The organism is Streptomyces sp. cf386, from assembly GCF_900103585.1.
In the GTDB taxonomy this organism is placed as follows: Bacteria; Actinomycetota; Actinomycetes; order Streptomycetales; family Streptomycetaceae; genus Streptomyces.
On sequence record NZ_FNHV01000034.1, the window covers coordinates 38979 to 57873 of the forward strand.

General features: G+C 71.5%; 15 protein-coding genes. 12 read left to right on the forward strand and 3 right to left on the reverse strand.

From position 1 onward, the window contains the following. Positions 1-74 precede the first annotated feature (74 nt). Entirely contained in the window at positions 75-1994 is a 1920-nt protein-coding gene (locus tag BLU79_RS44635; RefSeq protein WP_093911787.1) for a serine/threonine-protein kinase, read from the forward strand. A 118-nt stretch (positions 1995-2112) separates the two neighbouring features. After that, the gene (locus tag BLU79_RS44640) at positions 2113-2901 is read left to right on the forward strand and encodes an FHA domain-containing protein (RefSeq protein ID WP_093911788.1); all 789 of its coding nucleotides are present in this window, start codon (positions 2113-2115) and stop codon (positions 2899-2901) included. A 15-nt stretch (positions 2902-2916) separates the two neighbouring features. Here BLU79_RS44640 and BLU79_RS44645 read toward each other — a convergent pair whose 3' ends face one another. Continuing rightward, on the reverse strand, positions 2917-4899 hold the full coding sequence (locus BLU79_RS44645) for a serine/threonine-protein kinase (protein ID WP_093911789.1): 1983 nt from the start codon (positions 4897-4899) through the stop codon (positions 2917-2919). 224 nt (positions 4900-5123) lie between these two features. On the opposite strand from BLU79_RS44645, the gene BLU79_RS44650 reads away from it, so the two are divergent. From BLU79_RS44650 to BLU79_RS47970, 6 genes are all read left to right on the forward strand, one after another. Beyond that, positions 5124-5906: a polysaccharide lyase family 7 protein gene (locus tag BLU79_RS44650; protein WP_093911790.1), complete on the forward strand. Its 783-nt coding sequence runs from the start codon at positions 5124-5126 to the stop codon at positions 5904-5906. A gap of 70 nt (positions 5907-5976) precedes the next feature. Next, positions 5977-7089, forward strand: coding sequence for a serine/threonine-protein kinase (locus BLU79_RS44655; RefSeq protein ID WP_093911791.1), 1113 nt, complete (start codon positions 5977-5979; stop codon positions 7087-7089). Positions 7090-7203: 114 nt separating this feature from the next. Further along, entirely contained in the window at positions 7204-8424 is a 1221-nt protein-coding gene (locus BLU79_RS44660; protein ID WP_093911792.1) for a hypothetical protein, read from the forward strand. A 57-nt stretch (positions 8425-8481) separates the two neighbouring features. Beyond that, positions 8482-9009, forward strand: a complete 528-nt coding sequence (locus BLU79_RS44665) for a hypothetical protein (protein WP_093911793.1) — start codon at positions 8482-8484, stop codon at positions 9007-9009. Between the two features lie 21 nt (positions 9010-9030). After that, positions 9031-11529, forward strand: a complete 2499-nt coding sequence (locus BLU79_RS44670; RefSeq protein ID WP_093911794.1) for an Hsp70 family protein — start codon at positions 9031-9033, stop codon at positions 11527-11529. Between the two features lie 23 nt (positions 11530-11552). Next, positions 11553-12632 carry a tetratricopeptide repeat protein gene (locus BLU79_RS47970; protein WP_143052587.1) on the forward strand — a complete coding sequence of 360 codons (1080 nt, stop codon included), beginning with the start codon at positions 11553-11555 and terminating at the stop codon, positions 12630-12632. 8 nt (positions 12633-12640) lie between these two features. On the opposite strand, the gene BLU79_RS44680 is transcribed toward BLU79_RS47970, so the two are convergent. Together BLU79_RS44680 and BLU79_RS44685 are read right to left on the reverse strand one after the other, a co-directional pair. Then, positions 12641-14410, reverse strand: coding sequence for an ATP-binding SpoIIE family protein phosphatase (locus BLU79_RS44680; protein ID WP_256333724.1), 1770 nt, complete (start codon positions 14408-14410; stop codon positions 12641-12643). Between the two features lie 20 nt (positions 14411-14430). Continuing rightward, positions 14431-15075 carry a class I SAM-dependent DNA methyltransferase gene (locus tag BLU79_RS44685; protein ID WP_256333727.1) on the reverse strand — a complete coding sequence of 215 codons (645 nt, stop codon included), beginning with the start codon at positions 15073-15075 and terminating at the stop codon, positions 14431-14433. Positions 15076-15335: 260 nt separating this feature from the next. Between BLU79_RS44685 and BLU79_RS44690 the strand changes: the two genes are divergently transcribed. From BLU79_RS44690 to BLU79_RS44705, 4 genes are all read left to right on the forward strand, one after another. Next, the gene (locus BLU79_RS44690) at positions 15336-16424 is read left to right on the forward strand and encodes an S-(hydroxymethyl)mycothiol dehydrogenase (RefSeq protein ID WP_093911797.1); all 1089 of its coding nucleotides are present in this window, start codon (positions 15336-15338) and stop codon (positions 16422-16424) included. Further along, positions 16424-17053, forward strand: coding sequence for an MBL fold metallo-hydrolase (locus BLU79_RS44695; RefSeq protein WP_093911798.1), 630 nt, complete (start codon positions 16424-16426; stop codon positions 17051-17053). Before BLU79_RS44690 ends, BLU79_RS44695 begins: the two co-directional genes overlap by 1 nt. Positions 17054-17248: 195 nt before the next feature. After that, positions 17249-17611, forward strand: coding sequence for a bifunctional 3-phenylpropionate/cinnamic acid dioxygenase ferredoxin subunit (locus BLU79_RS44700; RefSeq protein ID WP_093911799.1), 363 nt, complete (start codon positions 17249-17251; stop codon positions 17609-17611). Next, on the forward strand, positions 17608-18771 hold the full coding sequence (locus BLU79_RS44705; RefSeq protein WP_093911822.1) for an NAD(P)/FAD-dependent oxidoreductase: 1164 nt from the start codon (positions 17608-17610) through the stop codon (positions 18769-18771). Before BLU79_RS44700 ends, BLU79_RS44705 begins: the two co-directional genes overlap by 4 nt. The last annotated feature ends 124 nt before the right edge of the window (positions 18772-18895 follow it).

The window sequence follows — 18895 nt, forward strand, 5'->3', positions numbered from 1 at the left end:
AGTGAGCATGGGGGCGGCGACCGCCAGGCGCTGCGGTGACCGGTCCGCAAGCGCGGCCGAGGAAGGAGGCGTTGGTGGCACGGGAGGAACGGGTCATCGCCGGGCGGTACCGGCTGGGTCAGCGGCTGGGCTCCGGCGGCGGGGGAGACGTCTGGCTGGCCGAGGACGAGGAGCTTCGGGTCCGGGTCGCGGTCAAGGAGATCGACGTACCGCGCGAGCCGAAGGGGTCCGGCGACGACTCCGCCGACCGGGGCCGCAAGGAGGCCCTGAAGGCGGCGCAGTTGCGTGAGCACCCGAACGTGATCACGGTGTACGACGTGGTGGAGGACGACGGCCGCCCGTGGATCGTGATGGAGTACCTGCAGGGCACGCGGGACCTGCGCGCCGTGGTGAACGAGCGCGGTTCGCTGCCCAGCGACGAAGTGGCCGGGATCGGGGCGGCCGCCCTCGACGCCCTGTGCGCCGGGCACCGGCTCGGCATCATCCACCGCGACGTGAAGCCGTCCAACATCCTGCTGGCACCGGATCATTCGGGCGCCGCCGACCGCCGGGTCCTGCTCACGGACTACGGCATCTCGCTGTGGCCCCGGGAGACCCGGGTCACCCAGAGCGGCATGGTGGTCGGCACCCCGGGCTTCCTGGCGCCGGAGCGGTTGTCCGGCGGCGAAGCGACGCCCGCGACCGACCTGTTCTCGCTGGGCGTCACGCTCTACTTCGCCGTCGAGGGCACCTCCCCGTTCGAACGGGACACCCTCGACGCCTCCCTCATAGCAGCCCTGACCAGCGAACCCGACGTGCCGCAACAGGCGAGCGATCCGCTGAGCAGCGTGATCATGGGGTTGCTCGCCAAGGACCCGGCGGAGCGCATACAGCCGAAGGGGGCACGCGAACTGCTCGCCGAGGCCATGGGAGCCGGACCTGGACCTTCCGGTACGGCACTTCCCGCGCTCCCCGGGGCCGCCCGGGAGCCGGCCGATTCCGGGGCCGCGACAGGTTCCGGCGACGCGGGCACCGCGACGGAACCTGCCCGTTCCGCGCAGTCCTGGAAGAGGCGCCTGCCCCGCGCCCGGAGCGCGACCGGCGCCGCTCCCCCTTCCTCCGTTCGGCGAACGCCCGTGCTGGTGGCGCTCGCCGCCATACTGGCCGGAGCCGGCGGATTCGCTCTGGGTGCCGCCACCCACCACGACGATCGGGCCGAGGCGAAGGGACCGCAGGCCGTCGGCACGAAGGTGGCCGCGACGCCCTCCCCGACCCCGTCCCCGACCGTGACCCGCAGTGCGTACCCGTACGGCAGACAGGTGGGGTTGCGTGACGGGCTCATGCCGGGGCAGTGCGTCAACGCCGACTGGAAGGACGGCGAGTACAAAGGGCGGCCCGGGGTGAAAGTCGTCAGCTGCTACGACGACGATCCCGAGGGCCAGGTCATCGCCACCGTCGCGGCCGACGACGCCATGCGGGCGTCCGGCGCGGAGTCGGTACGGGACGAGTGCACCCGGCGCACGGCGGACCTGCGCAAGTCCATGGCCGACCCGGTGCTGTACGTCCTGACACCGGAGGCGGGACAGAGCGATCCGCCGGTCTCGGCCTGTCTGGTCTTCCTGAAGCACGCCACCCTCGGCGGCCCGCTCGGCGACTTCCGCAAGTTCGGTGACGAGGTGTACATCACGCAGCAGGGTCCGGGCGACTGCGTCACCTCCGTGGAGGACGAGGGCGGCGAGATCACCGACACCTTGGTGAGCTGCGAGAAGCCGCACCACGAGCAGGTCGTCGGCTGGGCCTGGGCCTCGGGTGACGGCTCGGCGGACAGCGTCGACACCGATGGGCTCTGCGAGGAGAAGTACGGCGTTGACCTGGCCCGTGGCCAAGGGCACGAGATGCGGGGCTGGCGCTCCTCCGACGAGGAGTGGGAGGCCGGATTCCGCTACGTGCTGTGCAGCGTGGGCCGGGAGGACGGCGGGAAACTTCCCGGGGGAACGCTGAAGTCCGCGTACTGAGTCTGCTGCCCCTCGACCCGTTCGGGAGGGGTCCCGCGAGGGAGGCGGAGACTGGTCGGTACGCGCCACCCTGAAGTCCTCGCACCACCGAGCAGTCCACGAACCGAGGAGACCAGCGATGCCCCTCTCCGCCAGCCTTGCGCGTGGTGTCGCGCCCGCCACGCCCGGGACCCTGCACGCCCGCACGGTCACCGGAGAGCTCAGCGCACCGCCCCACCAGGGGCTCACGGTCCGCTTCGGGCGCGGTGAGAAGCCGGAAGTGGACCTGGGGGTCGGCGTGGACGACCTGAGGGTGAGCCGACGGCACGGTGAACTGACGTACCTTCAAGGGCTGTGGTGGCTGCGCAACACCGGGCAGCAGCTCGTCCGGCTGCCCCGCGGCCGGATGATGCACCTCACCACCGAGCCGATCCCGCTCGCCACCGGCTACACCCCGCTGTTCGTGAAGGGCTCCGGCTACCGTGAGCACCTGGTCGAGCTGTATGTGTCGGGCCACGACGACCAGGGGCCGGTGTCGCGACGGCGCGCCGAGACCGTACGACCGGAGACCTGGTCGCTGGACGACGACGAGCGGCTGCTGCTGGTGGTCCTCGGTCAGCGGTACCTGCTGTACGAGGAGGACCCACGCCCTCTGACGTACCGTCAGACGGCCGAGCGGCTCGCCTACCTCCGTCCGGACGCCAAGTGGAACGAGCGCAGGATCGAGTTCCGCATCGAGGCCGTACGCCGTCGGCTGCACGGCACGGGCTTCAAGTACCCACTGTTGCACGACAAGGCCGAGGGCCGACCCGCCGACAACAGTCTGCTGCACAACCTGATCCGGGGGCTCGTGGAGTCGACGACCCTCGTGCCGCCGGACCTGGAGCTGATGGAGGACGAGGACGACTGGCCGGACTCCGGGCTCTGAGGCACAGCTCTGGTGTCAGCGTGCGCGGAGTTCCGCGGCGGCGGAGGCCGCGAGGTCTTCGGCCATGGTGCAGAGCTCGTCCGTCGGCCGGTGCCCGCCGATTTCCAGGCGGACCATCTCGGCGGCGGTCTCGGCGTCCCGGCCGCTGTACCTGCGGTACTCGACGAAGGCCGTACAGGTGTCGCCGTCGTCGTTCGGTTCGATGATCGTGCGGTATCCGCTGAGTTCGACGGCGGTGGCGCCGTCCTCCGCGGACTTGGGCTGGTCGCGGAAGAAACTCACCTCCGCATCCAGCTCGTCCACATCGCTCGACCACTCGCAGCTCCAGTCCGCGACACCGACCTCCGGCACGTCGACCTTGAGGCCCGGAACGACGGAGAGCGCCTTGGCGTCGAGCAGTTCGCAGGCGTTCGCCCAGGCCAGCGACGCGCGCGGGTAGGCCGGTGAACGGCGGCGGAGCTCACCCTGGTTGAGGACCTCGGCCGCGCTCGTGGCGGCCTTCTCGGCGACCGTGCACAGGGTCGCGTTGCCGCCGACCACGGAGCCTTTGCCCATGTTGACGCGGACCCCGACCAGGGTGTCCTCGGTGTCGCCGTCGGACGTCAGCAGCAGGTTGCACTCGTCGCTCTCGGCCTGCTCATCCCGGATGCCGATCCGCCCGACGGTGCGCGAGGGCGTCGATCCCTCGGGTGGCGAGCCCCGGCGCAGGCTGATCGAGACGTCGATCCGGGTCTTGTCGTCGATGCTCACGAGTACGTCGCATCGGTCGAAGTTCCCGTAGTCGACGTCGACCACGACTTTCCCGTCGCTCTTCCCGTCACCGAACTGTTCGAGAGCGGCGGGGTCGGTCAGGGCACACACGTCGGCCGTGTGCGGGTCGCCGATCAGGGCCCGCGGTTCGCCGTCCGAGGCGTCCTCGTCCAAAGTGCTCTGGCCGGGCCTGGGGGTGGCCTTCCCGTCGTCGCCGTAGTCGGGAATGACGGCGAGGCCCAGCGCGAGTACGGCGGTGATGCCGAGCGCGGCGGCGATCAGCGGTCGGCGGCGCGGGCGGCCGGGGACGGTGGGTGCCGGGTCCCTGGGGGGCGTCGGGTCGGACCCGGCGACCTCCTCCAGGAGCCGCTTGACCTCGACGGCGTCGGGGCGTTGCCGGGGGTCGCGTTGGAGCATGGCGGTGAGTACGGGGTACAACGGGCCCACGGCGGCGGCGTCCAGCTCGACGACGCCCTGCTCGGCCTTCCAGTACCGCAGCCGCTCGGCTTCCTCGCCGTCCGTGTCTGTCCCGGCGGGGCCGGCGGCCTCGTCGTCGAGTGCGTCACCGCGCGGCGGCGCGCCGGTGACCAGTGCGTGGAGGGCGGCGGCGAGGCAGAAGACGTCCGAGGCCGGCCGGGGGACGTTGCCCCGGGCCAGTTCGGGGGCGGCGTAGTCCGGTGTGAAGCTGTACGGGCCGTTGACGGTGATGGTCTCGGTGCCGCCGACCCGATAGGCGGCACCGAAGTCCAGTAACTTCGCGGCCCCGTGCCGAGTGACGCCGATGTTGGCGGGCTTGACGTCGCAGTGGACGATGCCGGCCTCGTGCAACGCGGCCAGCGCGTCGGCGAGTTGGGCACCGATGCGGGCCGCCCGCTCGGGGGAGACCGTCGGCTCGCGGTCCAGGCCGCCGCCGAGGACGTACTCCATGACGAACCAGTACGTCTGTGACCCGGCTCCGCCCTTCGGCCCTGCCTCTGCCCTGTCCTTCGACACGGCACCGTCCTGCGCCACGGTCACGACGTCGAACAGGGTCACCACGTGCGGGTGGTCGCGGAACTTGGCCATGGCGCGCGGTTCGCCGAGCAGCCGCCGCACGGCGGTCTCGCTCGCGCTGTCGGTCCGCTCCGGTTTCAGCGCGACGTCCTGGCCCACCACGGTGTCGTGGGCCAGCCACACATCGCCGCCTCGCCCTGTGCCGATGACCTCCTTGAGGACATAGCGGTCGGCGAACTGGTCCCCGGAACGCACGGATCTTCCCCCTCGGTCGAGTCCGGAACGCACACGGCCCTGGGCCGTACGTACAGGTCGAACCTACTGCGTACGGCGGACCGTACGCAGTCTCTACCCAGAGCCTCCATCAGTCGCACTCATGCGCGGAAATAGGGGGATCACGGGCTACGGGACCCCTCCCGCCAGGGGCGCCTACGGTACGCGTCTGTACCGACCGTCAACCCGACAGGAGGAGTCCCTCCATGCCCAGAACGCGGACCCTTGTGCTGGCCGGCATCACCGCGGCCGTCTCGACCGTCACGCTCACGCTGTCCGCCCACGCCGGCGCGGCGACCCCGAACGGACGGCCGGCCGACCGGTGCACGCACCCCGCCGAGGCCCTCGATCTGACGAACTGGAAGCTCACGCTGCCGACCGGTGACGACGAGGACCCCACCGAGATCACCCAACCCGACCTGGCGACCTTCTCCGCCGATCCCTGGTTCCGGGTGGAGACGGACTGCGCCGCCGTCAGATTCCGGGCCGCCGTCAACGGCGTGACGACCGGAGGGTCCAGCTACCCGCGCGCCGAGCTGCGGGAGATGACCGACGACGGCGACGACGAAGCCGAATGGTCCACCACGGACGGCACCCACACCCTCGTGGTCAGGGAGGCGTTCACGGCACTGCCCGAGGAACGGCCGTGGGTGGTCGGCGCGCAGGTGCACGGCGGGGACGACGACGTCACCGTCTTCCGCCTCGAGGACAGCAGCCTCTACATCACCGACGGCGACGAGCGCCATCACCACCTCGTCACCGACGACTACGAGCTGGGCACCGAGTTCGAGGCCAAGTTCGTGGCCGAGGACGGAGAGGTCGACGTGTACTACAACGGCCGGCGGCAGACCACGATCTCCCACGACGGCGACACCAACTACTTCAAGGCGGGCGCCTACACGCAGGCCAACTGCGACAACTCCGAGCCGTGCGACGACGACAACTACGGCGAGGTCCGCATCTCCCGCATCAAGGTCACCCACTCCTGACGGATTCGGGAGGGGTCCCGGCAGGTGCGTGCCACCGTGACGATGACCGAGGGCACGGAAGGGGCGGCCGATGTCGGGGGACACGACGAGCGCGGAGGGGACTCTGCTGACGAGGGGGCAGCGGATCAACTCCGCGCTCGTCGTGGACCGTCGGCTGGGGGAGGGCGCCTTCGCCGAGGTGTACCGGGTACGGCACCACATCCTCGGCTGGCAGGCGCTGAAGCTCTTCAAGCACGTGGCCTCGCTGGAGGCGACGTCCAGGATGTTCGACGAGGCCCGCATCCTCTCCACCCTGGGACACCCCAACATCATCCGGGTGTTCGACGCGGGCACCGTGCAGACGTCCGAGGGCGTGCGCGGCTACATCACCATGGAGTACGTCGCGGGCGGCAGCCTGGAGCGGCTGGTCGCCTCCCACTCCGGGGCGGTACCGGTCGGCGAGGCCGCGGCCGTGCTGCGGCAGGCCGCCGAAGGGCTCGCCGTCGCTCACGAGCGGCAGCACCCCATCGTGCACCGCGATCTGTCGCTGGCCAACGTCCTCATCACCTACGACGAGTCCGGGCTGCGGGTGAAAGTGAGCGACTTCGGCCTGGCCAAGGAGACCGACCCGGGCACCATGGCGGCCAGCGCCCAGGGGACGGTCGCCTATATGCCGCCGGAGGTGCTGCGTCGCGGCACGGGCTACTCGTGCGCGGGGGACGTGTGGGCGCTGGGCACCATCGCGTACTTCCTGCTCACCGACCACTTCCCGTACGACGGCGGCGATCCGGTGCAGTCCTTCTCCTTGGAGAGGTTCAAGCGCCCGCTGCCGCCGCCGAGCACCTTCAACGACGACGTGCGACCGGAACTGGACAGCCTGGTCACGGACATGCTGCGGACCGACCCGGCCGACCGGCCCGCCACGGCCCGCGAGGTCGCCGAACGGGCCGTGTCCCTGCGGCCCCCGCCGGGCGCGCGGCCGGCACGGCCCGGTTCTGCGGCCGTACAGGGGGCGGCCGAGTTGCGCTCCGGCGAGCAGCGGTCGGTCGAGGAGCAGATACGGGCAGCCGTCGAACTCTCCCGTAAGCCGGGCCGACTGGCCGACGCCGCCAACCAGCTGGAAGAGGCAGTAAGCCGCCATCCCCGGCTTCGGGAACGGCACCTGGCCCGGCTGATGACGTGGCGCCGGGGGGTGGTCATGTGAACGGGCCCGACACACAGGCAGCGGACACATGGGCGGCGACCACATGGGCGTCGGCCACATGAGCAACGGACGCACGAGCAACGGGCATACGGGCAGCGGACGTATGGAGAGCGGATGGACAACACGACTGCGGGTGGCCGGATGGGTGAGCCGTCCGCTGTTCGACCCGGCACCGGAAACCTGTCCCGCTTCGCGGACCTGGCCGGGACGCGGCTGTACCGGGACAACGCCTTCGCCGTCACCGGGCTCCCGGTGGACGCGCGAGGACGTGCCGTGCGGCAGCACAGACAACGGCTGGAGGCCCGGCTCGCGGTGCAGGACACCCTGCCCGCGGACCCGGAGTCGCCCCTGGCGGGCGGGCACCGCAGGGACGAGGTCCGGGCCGCCTTCGAGGAGTTCCAGGATCCACGACGACGGCTGGTCGACGAGCTGTTGTGGCGGTGGGGCGAGCCCGGCCCCGACTGCGGCTGCCCTCCGTCCGTGCACGAGGAGCACGACGACGCGGTGCGCTTCCACGCCATGGCGTTGGAAGCGGAGGCCGGAGGCGGTCACACCAGCACGGACGGACGGGACAACCTCTGGCGGGGCGCGGCCGGCGGCTGGGGACTGCTGTTGGAACGCCCCGAGTTCCGGCACCACATAGCCCACCGGATCATGGTGTTGGACGATCCGAGGCTGGGCGAGCACTCGGCGGACGACTTCCTCGCCGCGCTGCCCCGCCTCCTCGTCTCCCCCTTCCGCGAACTCGCCGCCGACCCGGAATTCCGGCCGCGGCTCGCCGGGGTCTGCGCGGGCTGGGCGGAACACGAGGCGTTCGCGGGGCTCTTCGCCGAGCTGTTCGAGGAGACCGTGGAGGAGACGGTCGAGGAGATCTCCGACGGTCTGCTGTCCGCGAAGCGGCACCAGGAGGCCGGACGGTACGGGGATGCCGTTCTGGCCATGCGGAGACAGGTCCTCCCCACCTTCGAACGACTCGGGGACTTCCGGGCGTTCATCTCGGACTGGCGGTACGAGGAGGTCGCGCACATCGTCGCGGTGGGCCTGAACAACCTCGCGGTGGCGCTCGCCGACCACCACCTGTACAAGCGGCCGAGCGCCAAGCAGCGGCAGACGATGGTCGAGCTCACGGAGGCGGCGTACGAGATCGCCCCGGACCGCGACGTGGCGGGCATCGAGGCCAACTGGGACGCCATCCACTCGCAGTTCGGGGAGTACGCCCGCTCCGTCGACGCCGGGGGCATCAGCGACCTGTGGGGCGGCCTGCGACTGAGCTGCTTCCTCGTCTTCCTCGTCATGGTGCTCCCCGCCCTGATCGCGTACTGGGTCAACAGCTGAGTCGCCGGTGCCCCACGAGGACGGCACACCAGAGGACGGCACAAAAGGAGGACAACCATGCACCGCCCGGTGACTCCCCAAGTACGGGACGCGCTACGCCAGTTGAGGCATCCCCCGGAGTTCCGCATCGCCCGCCCGCCGCTTGAGCCGGCCCACGTCGAGTGGGCGGCGGCTTTGCTCGCTGAGGTCGAGGCCGCCGAGGCCCTCGCGGAGCGGGTCCGCACCCCGGAGGGCGCCGGGACCGACGCGTTGCTCGGGGCCGCCGTCGGTATCTGGCGCGCCCTGCGCAAGCTCGACCAGGGAACCGGCCCGCTCTCGGCCGCCGATCTGCGGCAGGTGCGCCGCCAGGTCCACGCGAGCCGCCAGGCGCTCCTCGACGACGGGCTGGAGATCCAGGAGCACGACGGCATGCCGTTCGACTCCGGGCAGTCCCTGGAGGCCCTGGTGTTCCAGGACGAGCCGGGACTGGACCGCGAGACGGTGCTGGAGACCGTACGGCCGTCGGTCTACTTCCGCGGCGAACGCATCCAGATGGGCCAGGTCGTCGTCGGCAGGCCCGCGCCCGAGCAGACGCCCGGCACGTGAACGACCAAGGAGACCACGACCATGCGCGAGACCATCGACTTCGGAATCGACCTCGGCACCACCAACAGCGCCATCGCGGTGGCGGAGGACGACGGCGTACACGTCATCAAGAACAACGACGGCTGGGACTTCACGCCGTCCGCCGTGTGGCTGCCCAAAGAGGGGGTGAGCCATGTCGGCAGGCGGGCCCGGGAGCGCACGGAGAACGATCCGGACAACGCCTACGCCGAGTTCAAGCTGGAGATGGGGGCGGCCGGCGCCAGGCGGCACTTCCAGCGCGCGGGCGTTTCGCTCACCCCCGAGGAGCTCTCCGCCGAGGTGCTCAAGTCCCTGCGCCAGGACGCCGCGTACGAGTACGGGTACCAGCCGGAGGCGGCCGTCATCACCGTCCCGGCCTCCTTCGCGCTCAACCAGAACAACGCCACCAGCACGGCCGCCGCCCTCGCCGGGCTGGGCGAGCACTGCCCGCTGGTGCAGGAGCCGACCGCGGCCGCCATCGCCTACGGCGTGCAGGACGTCTCCGAATCCGCCCACTGGATGGTGTTCGACCTGGGCGGCGGCACCTTCGACGCGGCCCTGATGAGCAAGCGCGACGGCGAGCTGCAGCTCATCCAGCACGCCGGTGACCCCTATCTGGGCGGCAAGCTCATCGACTGGGCCCTGGTCGACGACCTGCTGGTCCCGGCCGTCCGGCGCGACCTGGGCCTGCCGGACTTCGCCCGCAACAACGCGCGCTGGCGCAGGAGCTTCGCCAAGCTCAAGCTGGAGGCCGAGAACGCCAAGATCGCGCTGTCCCGAACGCCCTCGGTGGAGATCTCCGTCGACCTCGACGACGGCGACGGCGGCACCGAGCCCTTCGAGTACGTCCTGACCCGGGGCGCCCTGGACGACCTGGCGCTGCCCTTCTACACCCGCGCCATCCGGCTCTGCCGTGACGCGCTGGCCGAGAGCTCCCTGCGCCCCGACCACATCGACCGGCTGCTCCTGGTGGGCGGCGCGACCCTCAGCCCCGGCCTGCGCGAACTGCTCGCCGACCCGGTCGAAGGCCCCGGCATCCCCCTCGACCACAGCCAGGACCCCACCACCGTGGTCGCGCGCGGCGCCGCCGTGTTCGCCCGGACGATCCGGCTGCCCAGGAAGCCGCAGCAGGCCGCGCCGGGCGAGTTCGCGATCGACCTCCACTATCCGGCGCAGTCCGTCGACACCACCGGCATCCCGGTCTCCGGCAAGGTCAGCAGCGGCAGCGCGGTGGACTGGACGCGGTACACCGTCACCCTGAGCAACCCCGACGGCCGCCCGCCCTTCCGCGGTCCGCGCACCGAACTCGGCGCCGACGGCACCTTCTACACCGAGGTGGCCATCGACGCCGACACCCGGTCCCGCTTCACCGTGGAGCTCACCGACACCGCGGGCACCCGGCGGAACCTGGCCGGGGACACCTTCTCCATCAGCCACGCGGCCGTCGTCCCCGGCGACGCGGTGCTCACCGGCACCCTCGGCATCGGCAAGGCCGACGGCACCTTCGACCCGCTGCTGCGCAAGGGCACCACCCTGCCGGCCCAGGTGACCAAGCCGTACCGGACGACCATCCCGCTGCGCCGTGCCCAGCCGGACGCCGTCATCCGCATCCCGCTGCTGGAGGGCGAGCGCAGGCGCGCCGACCGCAACACCCGGGTCGGGCTGATCGAGATCCGCCCGCGCGACATCCGGATCGACCTGCCCGCCCAGAGCGAGGTCGAGGTGACGTTCGAGATCCAGGCGAGCAACCGGGAGGTCCTCGTCACCGCCGACATCCCGCTGCTGGAGCAGCAGTTCGAGGCGACGATCAACCGCTCCGAGCTGCTGGCGCCCGAACACGCCGAGCTCGTGGACCGCCTGCACGATCTGGAACAGCGGGTACGTCTCCTGCAGGACCAGGCGGAGGACGTGTTCTCGGACCAGGCGCGGGAACAGCTGGAGGACCTCTCGGAGCAGAAGACCCTCCCGCAGCTGCGCAAGGAGGTCGACGCGGCGGCCGTCGACACGGGTGCCGCCGTCACCAGCGAGCGTCGCATCCGCGATGTGGAAGCCCAGCTCGACGACATCGAGCAGGCGATCGAGATCCCCGGGCTGCAGCGCGAGCTGTGGGATCTGCTCAGCTCCTGCGAGGACGTCGTCGAGCAGGTCGGCGGCGGCGCGTCGGACCGCCGGGAGCTGCAGAGCCTGCGCGACCGGGCCGGTTCGCTCGGCGACGACGCCTCTCCGGCGGATCTGCGGCGGCTCATCAAGCGGGCCGGGGACTTCCACGTCGAGTTGCTGCGCCGTACCGACCAGTGGGAGTACGTGGTCTTCCACGCGTTGGTCGAGATGCGCGACGACATGTTCTCCCGCGCACAGGCGGACGCCGCGATCCTGGAGGGTCGCCGTGCCGTCGCCGCGGGGAACCGCCGGGCCCTCGCCGGGGTCAACGAGCGGCTGCGCCGACTGCTGCCGCCGGGGGCCGTGGATGAGGCCGAGCGGCTGTCCGGCGGCATCAACTAGTCGGCGGGGAGAAGGAGTTGAAGGTGCCCACATCCCGAATCCCGACGGGCGTCCCGTCCGGCTCAATCCTGTCCGCCGGCCGGGGCGCGACGGACGGCACGGCGGCGGACGCCACAGAGCCGGGTACTGCTCAGTCCGACGGCGCGGGGTCAGGTCGTACGGTGTCCGCAGGCGTCGGCTCCGGCGGTACGGCGTCCGTAACCGCCTCCCTCCGCGTCGGACTGCTGGTCTCGCGCGCCCGGGCGGCGGCCCGCTCCGGTGACATGGACGGTGCCCTGCGGCTGTTGCACGACGCCGATGATCCCGGCGCCGCAGACCATCCGGACGTCCTCGATCTGCTCGCCCGGGTACACGCCCAGCGCGGAGACCTGGCCCGGGCGGCGGAGTACTGGCGCCGGGTCCAGGAGCAGCGGCCCCAGGATCCGGCCGCGTCGGCCGGACTGGCGAGGATCGACCGGCTCGGCGGCCGCGGCCCACGGGCGGCGCTCGCCCGGCACCGCGCCGGTACGGCCCTGGCCGCCGCGGTCTGTGTGGTGGCCGCGATCACGGCGGGCACGGTCGCCCTCATGGACACCGCGAGCGGTCGGCCGGAGCGGCCGGGCTCCACGCAGGCCGAGTCGGCCGAACAACTGGCCCGGCAGCTCGACGCCGAACGCAGGGCCGAGCAGGCACAGGAGCGGGACCGGGAGGCGGCGCGCCGGGCGGAGGCGGCGGCGGACCTGGCCGCCGCGCTGCGGGCACCGGGAACGGAGCCGGTCGTGCGCGGGGCTTCCGTGGAGGTCGCCTTCGCGGACGGGCTCTTCTCCGAGGGCGCCGAGCTGACGCAGACCGGCGCCGATCGACTCGCCGTTCTCGGTGAGCGTCTGGCGGGTCGGAACGTGCGCGTGGAGATCCACGGCCACACGGCCACCGTCCCCGGCGCTCCGACCAGCGGTGGCTCGGTTCTCTCCCTGTGGCGGGCCCTCATCGCCGCCCGCGAACTGAGTGCCGCCAGTGACAAGCCGCTGACGGACTTCACCACCGCGAGCGCGGATCAGCGCGACGCCCCGTACCCGAGCACGGCGAGGAACCGGACGGTGAGCGTGACGATCACTCCCGAGTAGCCCGCCCCTCAATCGGCGTCCCCGTCGGCAGGCAGCCGGTGCTCGAACCACACCACCTTGCCGGTGCTGACCCTCGTCACCCCCCAGCGCTGGGCCAGCTGGTCGACCAGGAACAGCCCTCGGCCGCCCTCGTCGCTCAGCCGGGCATGGCGCATCCTCGGGACGATCGGGGAGTCGTCCTCGACCTCGCAGCGCAGGACGTCCGTGCGCAGGAGACGCAGGACGATCGGTCGGGAGGCGAAGCGCACGGCGTTGGCGACCATCTCGCTGACCAGGAGTTCGCTGGATTCCGCCAGGTCGTCGAGGTCCCAGTCGTGCAGGGTCCTGCGGGTCAGGCGGCGGGCCTGGCGCGCGTTCTGCGGGCGCGGGGCCAGGTACCAGTACGCGACGGTCTCCGGCAGCAGGCCCTTGAAGCGAGCGGCGAGCAGCGCGACGTCGTCGTCCCGGTCTCCCGGCCCCAGCGTGCCGAGCGCCTGGTCGCAGAGCATTTCCAGCCCCGGAGGCGTGGATTTCGCGGCGGCTTCCCGCAGCCGTGCGCTCAGTCGCTCCACCCCGGTCAGGACGTCCGAGTCGCGGGACTCGACCAGCCCGTCGGTGTACAGCAGCAGCGTCGCGCCGGCCGGCGCGGGCATCTCGGTGGACTCGAATCCACCGCCGCCCACCCCGATCGGCGCCCCGGGCGGCACCTGTACGACCTCCGTGCGGCCGTCGGGATGCAGGAGCACCGGTGGCAGATGGCCGGCGTTGGACACCAGCAGCCGGTGCAGCACGGGGTCGTACATGGCGTACAGGCAGGTCGCCGTGTGCTCGCTGCCCAGGCGCTCCGCCTGTTCGTCGAGGTGGTGCAGGATCTCGTCCGGCGGCAGATCGAGCCCGGCCAGGGTCTGCACGATGGTGCGCAACTGGCCCATGATCGCGGCCGAGGTCATGGAGTGGCCCATCACATCGCCGATGATCAGCGCGACACGGTTGCCGGGCAGCGGGATCGCGTCGTACCAGTCGCCGCCGACCTGCGCGGTCCGCGAGGCCGGCAGATAGCGGCTGGCCAGCAGGACTCCGGCCGGCGCGGGCAGCGACGGCGGGAGCATCGTGCGCTGCAGCGCGTCGGCTACGGACGCCTCGCGCGCGTACAGCACCGCCTTGTCGATGCCCAGCGCGGTGTGTGTGGCGAGCTGGGAGGCGACGAGCAGATCGTCCTCAGAGAAGTCCGGGCGGTCGGGTTCGCGCAGGAGGACGACGCTGCCCATGACCTGGTGGCGGCCGTGCAGCGGGGCGACGATCAGGCGTCGTCCGAGCCCTGGTGCCGGGGAAGCGGTGTCGGTCTCCAGCAGCTCTGACGCGGCGGACGCGGTGTCCGGGGTGTCCGCGAACACTGGACGCCCGGCGTCCAGCAGCTCGGTGAGCGGACCGGCGGCGGAGGGGTGTACGACCTCCGCCGCCCGGACCGGGTCGGGGGCCGGTGCGAGGGGTCCGGAGCCCTGCGTGGCGGGCCGGCGCGGTGCCGCGCGGTCCGTGGTGTGCAGGCGCAGGATGCCGGGGGCGGCGTCCGTCTCGGCGCCGACCGGGAGCGGAGCGTACAGATGGACGAACGCCGTGTCGGCGAAGGCCGGGACGGCCGCCCGGCACAGCTCCTCCAACGTTTCGTCGAGGTTGATGCCGCGGGCGATCTGGCGGGTCGCGGCGTCGAGGTACCGGAGTCGGTCGGTCTGCGGCTCGGCGACGTCCGCACCGGCCGCCTGCCCGCCGGTGCCCCGATCGGCTCCGAGATCCTTCGTCACCCGTGTCCTTCCGTGTGTCGTCAGGTGCGCCGCCTGCAGCGCAGGAAGATCTGTACCTCGGGCGGGACATCCGCGCTCGACGGGGCGTAGGTGTACGACGACTCCTCGACGATCTCGAAGTCCGCAGCCTCGACGACCTCGCGCAGTTCGTCCCCCAGATAGCCGGAGACCCGGATGGTGCTTCCGATGAACGGGATTGAGAAGTCGTCCACGTCCGCCTCCACCATCGACAGCGCGAACAGGCCGCCCGGAGGCAGCAGGTGGTGGACGGTTCGCAGCGTGAGGGGTATCTCGGCGCGCGGCAGCATCAGCAGCGAGAAGAAGGCCGCCACCGCGTCGAAGCGGCCGAGGTCCCGGGGGCCTCCGGGCCGCAGATCCGCGATGTCCGCCTGGTGGAACACTCCGGTGGGCACGTTGTCGCGGGCGAGCGCGACCATTGTCTCCGACAGGTCGACACCGACGACCTGCAATCCCGCCTTCGCCAACTGGAGCGCGGTCGGGATTCCGGTGCCGCACCCCAGGTCCAGCACACGGGCGCCGGCCGGCAGGGACCGGATCAGCCACTCGGCGGACGTGACCTGCCCTTCCTTGTGCGGGAAGGCCTCGTCATAGCGGTCGCCGATGGCGTCGAAGGCCTCGGCCTGGCCGGTGCGGTCGAGCGGCATGCTCTCGTAGCCGAGCTTGTCGCCAGGAGTGCTCACTGGGAATCTCCTTTGAAACCTTATGGGCGATTTTTTCATAGTTACCCAGACCTGGCGGCGAACGGGAACGGGTGACCCACCGTGGCCTGAACGCGGCCACAGTACGGTGCGCGTCGACTCCTTGACCGCCGGTTCGCGCTCAAGGATGCTGTGTTGCGACACGTGAGATGCGTGCCGTAATGAGCAACATCAGACTCAGGTCTCATAGCAGCCGAGGAGTGGCCATGACGCACCAGGTCCGTGCTGTCGTCGCGCAGGGCAAGGGCGCCCCCGTCAGCCTGGAAACGATCATCGTGCCCGACCCCGGCCCGGGTGAGGCGCTGGTGAAGATCGAGGCCTGCGGGGTCTGCCACACCGACCTGCACTATCGGGAGGGCGGCATCAACGACGACTTCCCCTTCCTGCTCGGGCATGAGGCGGCCGGTGTCGTGGAGTCGGTGGGGGAGGGGGTCACCGATGTCGCGCCGGGTGACTTCGTCGTCCTCAACTGGCGTGCGGTGTGCGGTCAGTGCCGTGCCTGTCTGCGCGGGCGCCCCTGGTACTGCTTCAACACGCACAACGCCAAGCAGAAGATGACCCTCGCCTCGACCGGGCAGGAGCTGTCCCCGGCGCTCGGCATCGGCGCGTTCGCGGAGAAGACGCTGGTGGCGGCCGGACAGTGCACCAAGGTGGACCGGGCGGCGTCGGCGGCGGCCGTCGGGCTGCTCGGCTGTGGCGTGATGGCGGGCATCGGCGCCGCCATCAACACGGGCAACGTCGGACGCGGTGACAGCGTGGCCGTCATCGGCTGCGGTGGAGTCGGCGACGCGGCGATCGTCGGGTCGAACCTCGCGGGTGCGGCGAAGATCATCGCGGTCGACATCGACGACCGGAAACTGGCCACGGCCAGGAAGCTGGGCGCGACCCACACCGTCAACTCCAAGGAGAACGACGCCGTCGAGGCGATCCGTGAGCTGACCGGCGGCTTCGGTGCCGATGTGGTGATCGAGGCGGTCGGCCGCCCGGAGACCTACCAGCAGGCCTTCTACGCGCGCGACCTCGCCGGCACCGTCGTCCTCGTCGGCGTACCCACCCCGGAGATGAAGCTAGAACTGCCGCTGCTGGACGTCTTCGGCCGTGGCGGGTCCCTGAAGTCCTCCTGGTACGGCGACTGCCTGCCCTCCCGCGACTTCCCGATGCTCGTCGACCTCTATCTCCAGGGCCGGCTCGACCTGGACGCCTTCGTCACGGAGACCATCGCGCTGGACGAGGTCGAGAAGGCCTTCGAGCGGATGCACGGCGGCGATGTCCTGCGCTCGGTGGTGGTCCTCTGATGGCCGCCCGCATCGAACACCTCGTCACCTCGGGGGCGTTCTCCCTGGACGGCGGCACCTGGGACGTCGACAACAACGTGTGGATCGTCGGCGACGACCACGAGGCGATCGTCGTCGACGCCGCACACGACGCGGTGGCCATCGCCGAGGCGCTCGGTGGGCGCACGCTGCGGGCCATCGTGTGCACCCACGCCCACAACGACCACATCGACGCCGCTCCCGACCTCGCGGCGCGCACGGGTGCCCCGATCCTGCTCCACGCCGACGACCTGCCGCTGTGGAAGCAGACCCACCCCGACCGGGCACCCGACGGCGAGCTGACCGACGGCCAGGTCCTCACGGTCGCCGGTGCCGAACTGACCGTGCTGCACACGCCGGGTCACGCGCCGGGTGCGGTCTGTCTGTACGCGCCGGCCATGGCGGCCCTCTTCAGCGGCGACACGCTGTTCGCGGGCGGGCCGGGGGCGACGGGACGGTCGTACAGCCACTTCCCGACCATCGTGGACTCGATCCGGGACCGGCTGCTGACGCTGCCGGACGAGACCGTCGTGCACACCGGGCACGGGGACACGACCACGATCGCCGCGGAGGCTCCGCACCTCCAGGAGTGGATCGACCGCGGCTTCTGACCGCTGCCGGGGGTCCTCGCAAGGCGCCCGTTCCCGCCTGTTCGCGCAGGTGGAGCGGGCGCTTCGAGCTGCCCGGAGGCCGATCCGCCGAGCCGTCCGAACCGGGCCTTTTGACGCCTTGACAACGGTTCGGAGCGGCCTCCAAACTGGCGTTGCGCTAACCGCAATCCGTTTCGCTATACGCACCGAGGTGTCATGATGATTCCCGCGTGCCGTCTCGCGGATCTCCCGCGAGGTGAGGCCTTCCGGCTCGACATCGACCCGCCGGTCTCGGTGTTCCACACCGACGACGGCGAGATCTTCGCCATCGACGACACCTGCACCCACCAGGACGCCTCGCTCGCCGACGGCTGGCTGGAGGGCTGCGAGGTGGAATGCCCGCTGCATGCCTCGAAGTTCGACCTGCGGACCGGTGCGGTCGACGCCCCGCCGGCCAAGCTCCCGGTCCGGACCCACGAGGTCGTCGTGCAGGACGGCATGATCTATGTCCAGCTGTCCATGGACGCCCCCAACCTGCCGCCGTGCATCGCGGCCCGGCTCGCCGGCGGTCCCGCGTGAGGACGGTCGCCGTGGTCGGCGCCTCGCTGGCCGGTCTGTCGGCGGCGCGGTCGCTGCGGAAGCAGGGTTACGACGGGCGGCTCGTCGTCATCGGGGACGAGTTCCACCGCCCGTACGACCGGCCGCCGCTGTCCAAGGAGTTCCTGGCCGGCACTCTCGGCGAGGCGGACCTCGCGCTGGAGAGCGACGGCGAGGACCTGGACGCGGAGTGGCTGCTCGGCGCCCGCGCCACCGGACTCGACCGCACCGAGCGCGCCGTCCGGCTCGCCGACGGCCGGGAGGTCCGCGCCGACGGCGTCGTCATCGCGACCGGCGCCGCGGCCCGCATGCTGCCGGGCACCGAGGGCCTCGCCGGGGTGCACGCCCTGCGCACCCTGGACGACGCCCGCGCCCTGCGCGACGAACTGGCCGGGGGTGGACGGCTGGTGGTGATCGGCGGCGGATTCATCGGCGCCGAGGTCGCCTCCACCGCCTACGCGCTCGGTCTCGACGTGACGGTCGTCGAGGTGGCCCCGACGCCGCTCGCCGGACCGCTCGGCGCGTCCATGGGTGCCGTCGTCTCCGGCCTCCACACGGACCACGGCGTACGGCTGTTGTGCGGCGTCGGAGTCAAGGGGCTGAGTGGGGAGCGGCGTGTGGACGCCGTCCTGCTGGAGGACGGCCGCAGCATCCCGGCCGACATCGTGGTCGTCGGCGTGGGGGCCCGCCCGTGTGTCGAGTGGCTTCAGGGCTCCGGCGTCGAGCTCGACAACGGCGTCAAATGCGGCGCCGACGGCCGCACCGGCCTGGCCGGTGTGGTCGCGGTCGGCGACTGCGCCAACTGGTACGACCCGCGCACCGGTGCCCACCGCAGGGTCGAGCACTGGACGGGCGCGCGCGAGCGCCCCGACGCCGCCGTCGCAACGCTGCTCGCGGGCGGTGCGGTGGAACCGGGTGTGCCCCGGCCGCCGTACTTCTGGTCCGACCAGTACGGCGTAAAGATCCAGTTCGCGGGGCACGCGGTCGGCGCGGACAGTGTGACGGTCGAGGAGGGCGCCGCGGACGACCGCAATGTCCTGGCCGTCTACCGGCGCGCCGGTCGGCCGGTCGCCGTGCTCGGAATGAACCAGCCGCGGCTGTTCATGCGCTGGCGCAAGCAGCTCGCCGCCGCGACATCTTGACACCGCCCCTACGGCATCCCATGCTGCGGGCTCACATAACGCGCAGCGTTGCGCGATAGGCAACAAAGCGCGCACCCGCGCCATCCCCAACGCCGTCCGGAGTCGTTCTTCCCGGCGCGTGAAT

Bases quoted from the DNA above. Each gene is read 5' to 3' on its own strand.
- BLU79_RS44640 (WP_093911788.1), top strand. From the start codon at position 2,113: ATGCCCCTCTCCGCCAGCCTTGCGCGTGGTGTCGCGCCCGCCACGCCC.
- BLU79_RS44650 (WP_093911790.1), top strand. From the start codon at position 5,124: ATGCCCAGAACGCGGACCCTTGTGCTGGCCGGCATCACCGCGGCCGTC.
- BLU79_RS44655 (WP_093911791.1), top strand. From the start codon at position 5,977: ATGTCGGGGGACACGACGAGCGCGGAGGGGACTCTGCTGACGAGGGGG.
- BLU79_RS44660 (WP_093911792.1), top strand. From the start codon at position 7,204: ATGGACAACACGACTGCGGGTGGCCGGATGGGTGAGCCGTCCGCTGTT.
- BLU79_RS44665 (WP_093911793.1), top strand. From the start codon at position 8,482: ATGCACCGCCCGGTGACTCCCCAAGTACGGGACGCGCTACGCCAGTTG.
- BLU79_RS44670 (WP_093911794.1), top strand. From the start codon at position 9,031: ATGCGCGAGACCATCGACTTCGGAATCGACCTCGGCACCACCAACAGC.
- BLU79_RS44685 (WP_256333727.1), bottom strand. From the start codon at position 15,075: ATGCCGCTCGACCGCACCGGCCAGGCCGAGGCCTTCGACGCCATCGGC.
- BLU79_RS44690 (WP_093911797.1), top strand. From the start codon at position 15,336: ATGACGCACCAGGTCCGTGCTGTCGTCGCGCAGGGCAAGGGCGCCCCC.
- BLU79_RS44695 (WP_093911798.1), top strand. From the start codon at position 16,424: ATGGCCGCCCGCATCGAACACCTCGTCACCTCGGGGGCGTTCTCCCTG.
- BLU79_RS44700 (WP_093911799.1), top strand. From the start codon at position 17,249: ATGATGATTCCCGCGTGCCGTCTCGCGGATCTCCCGCGAGGTGAGGCC.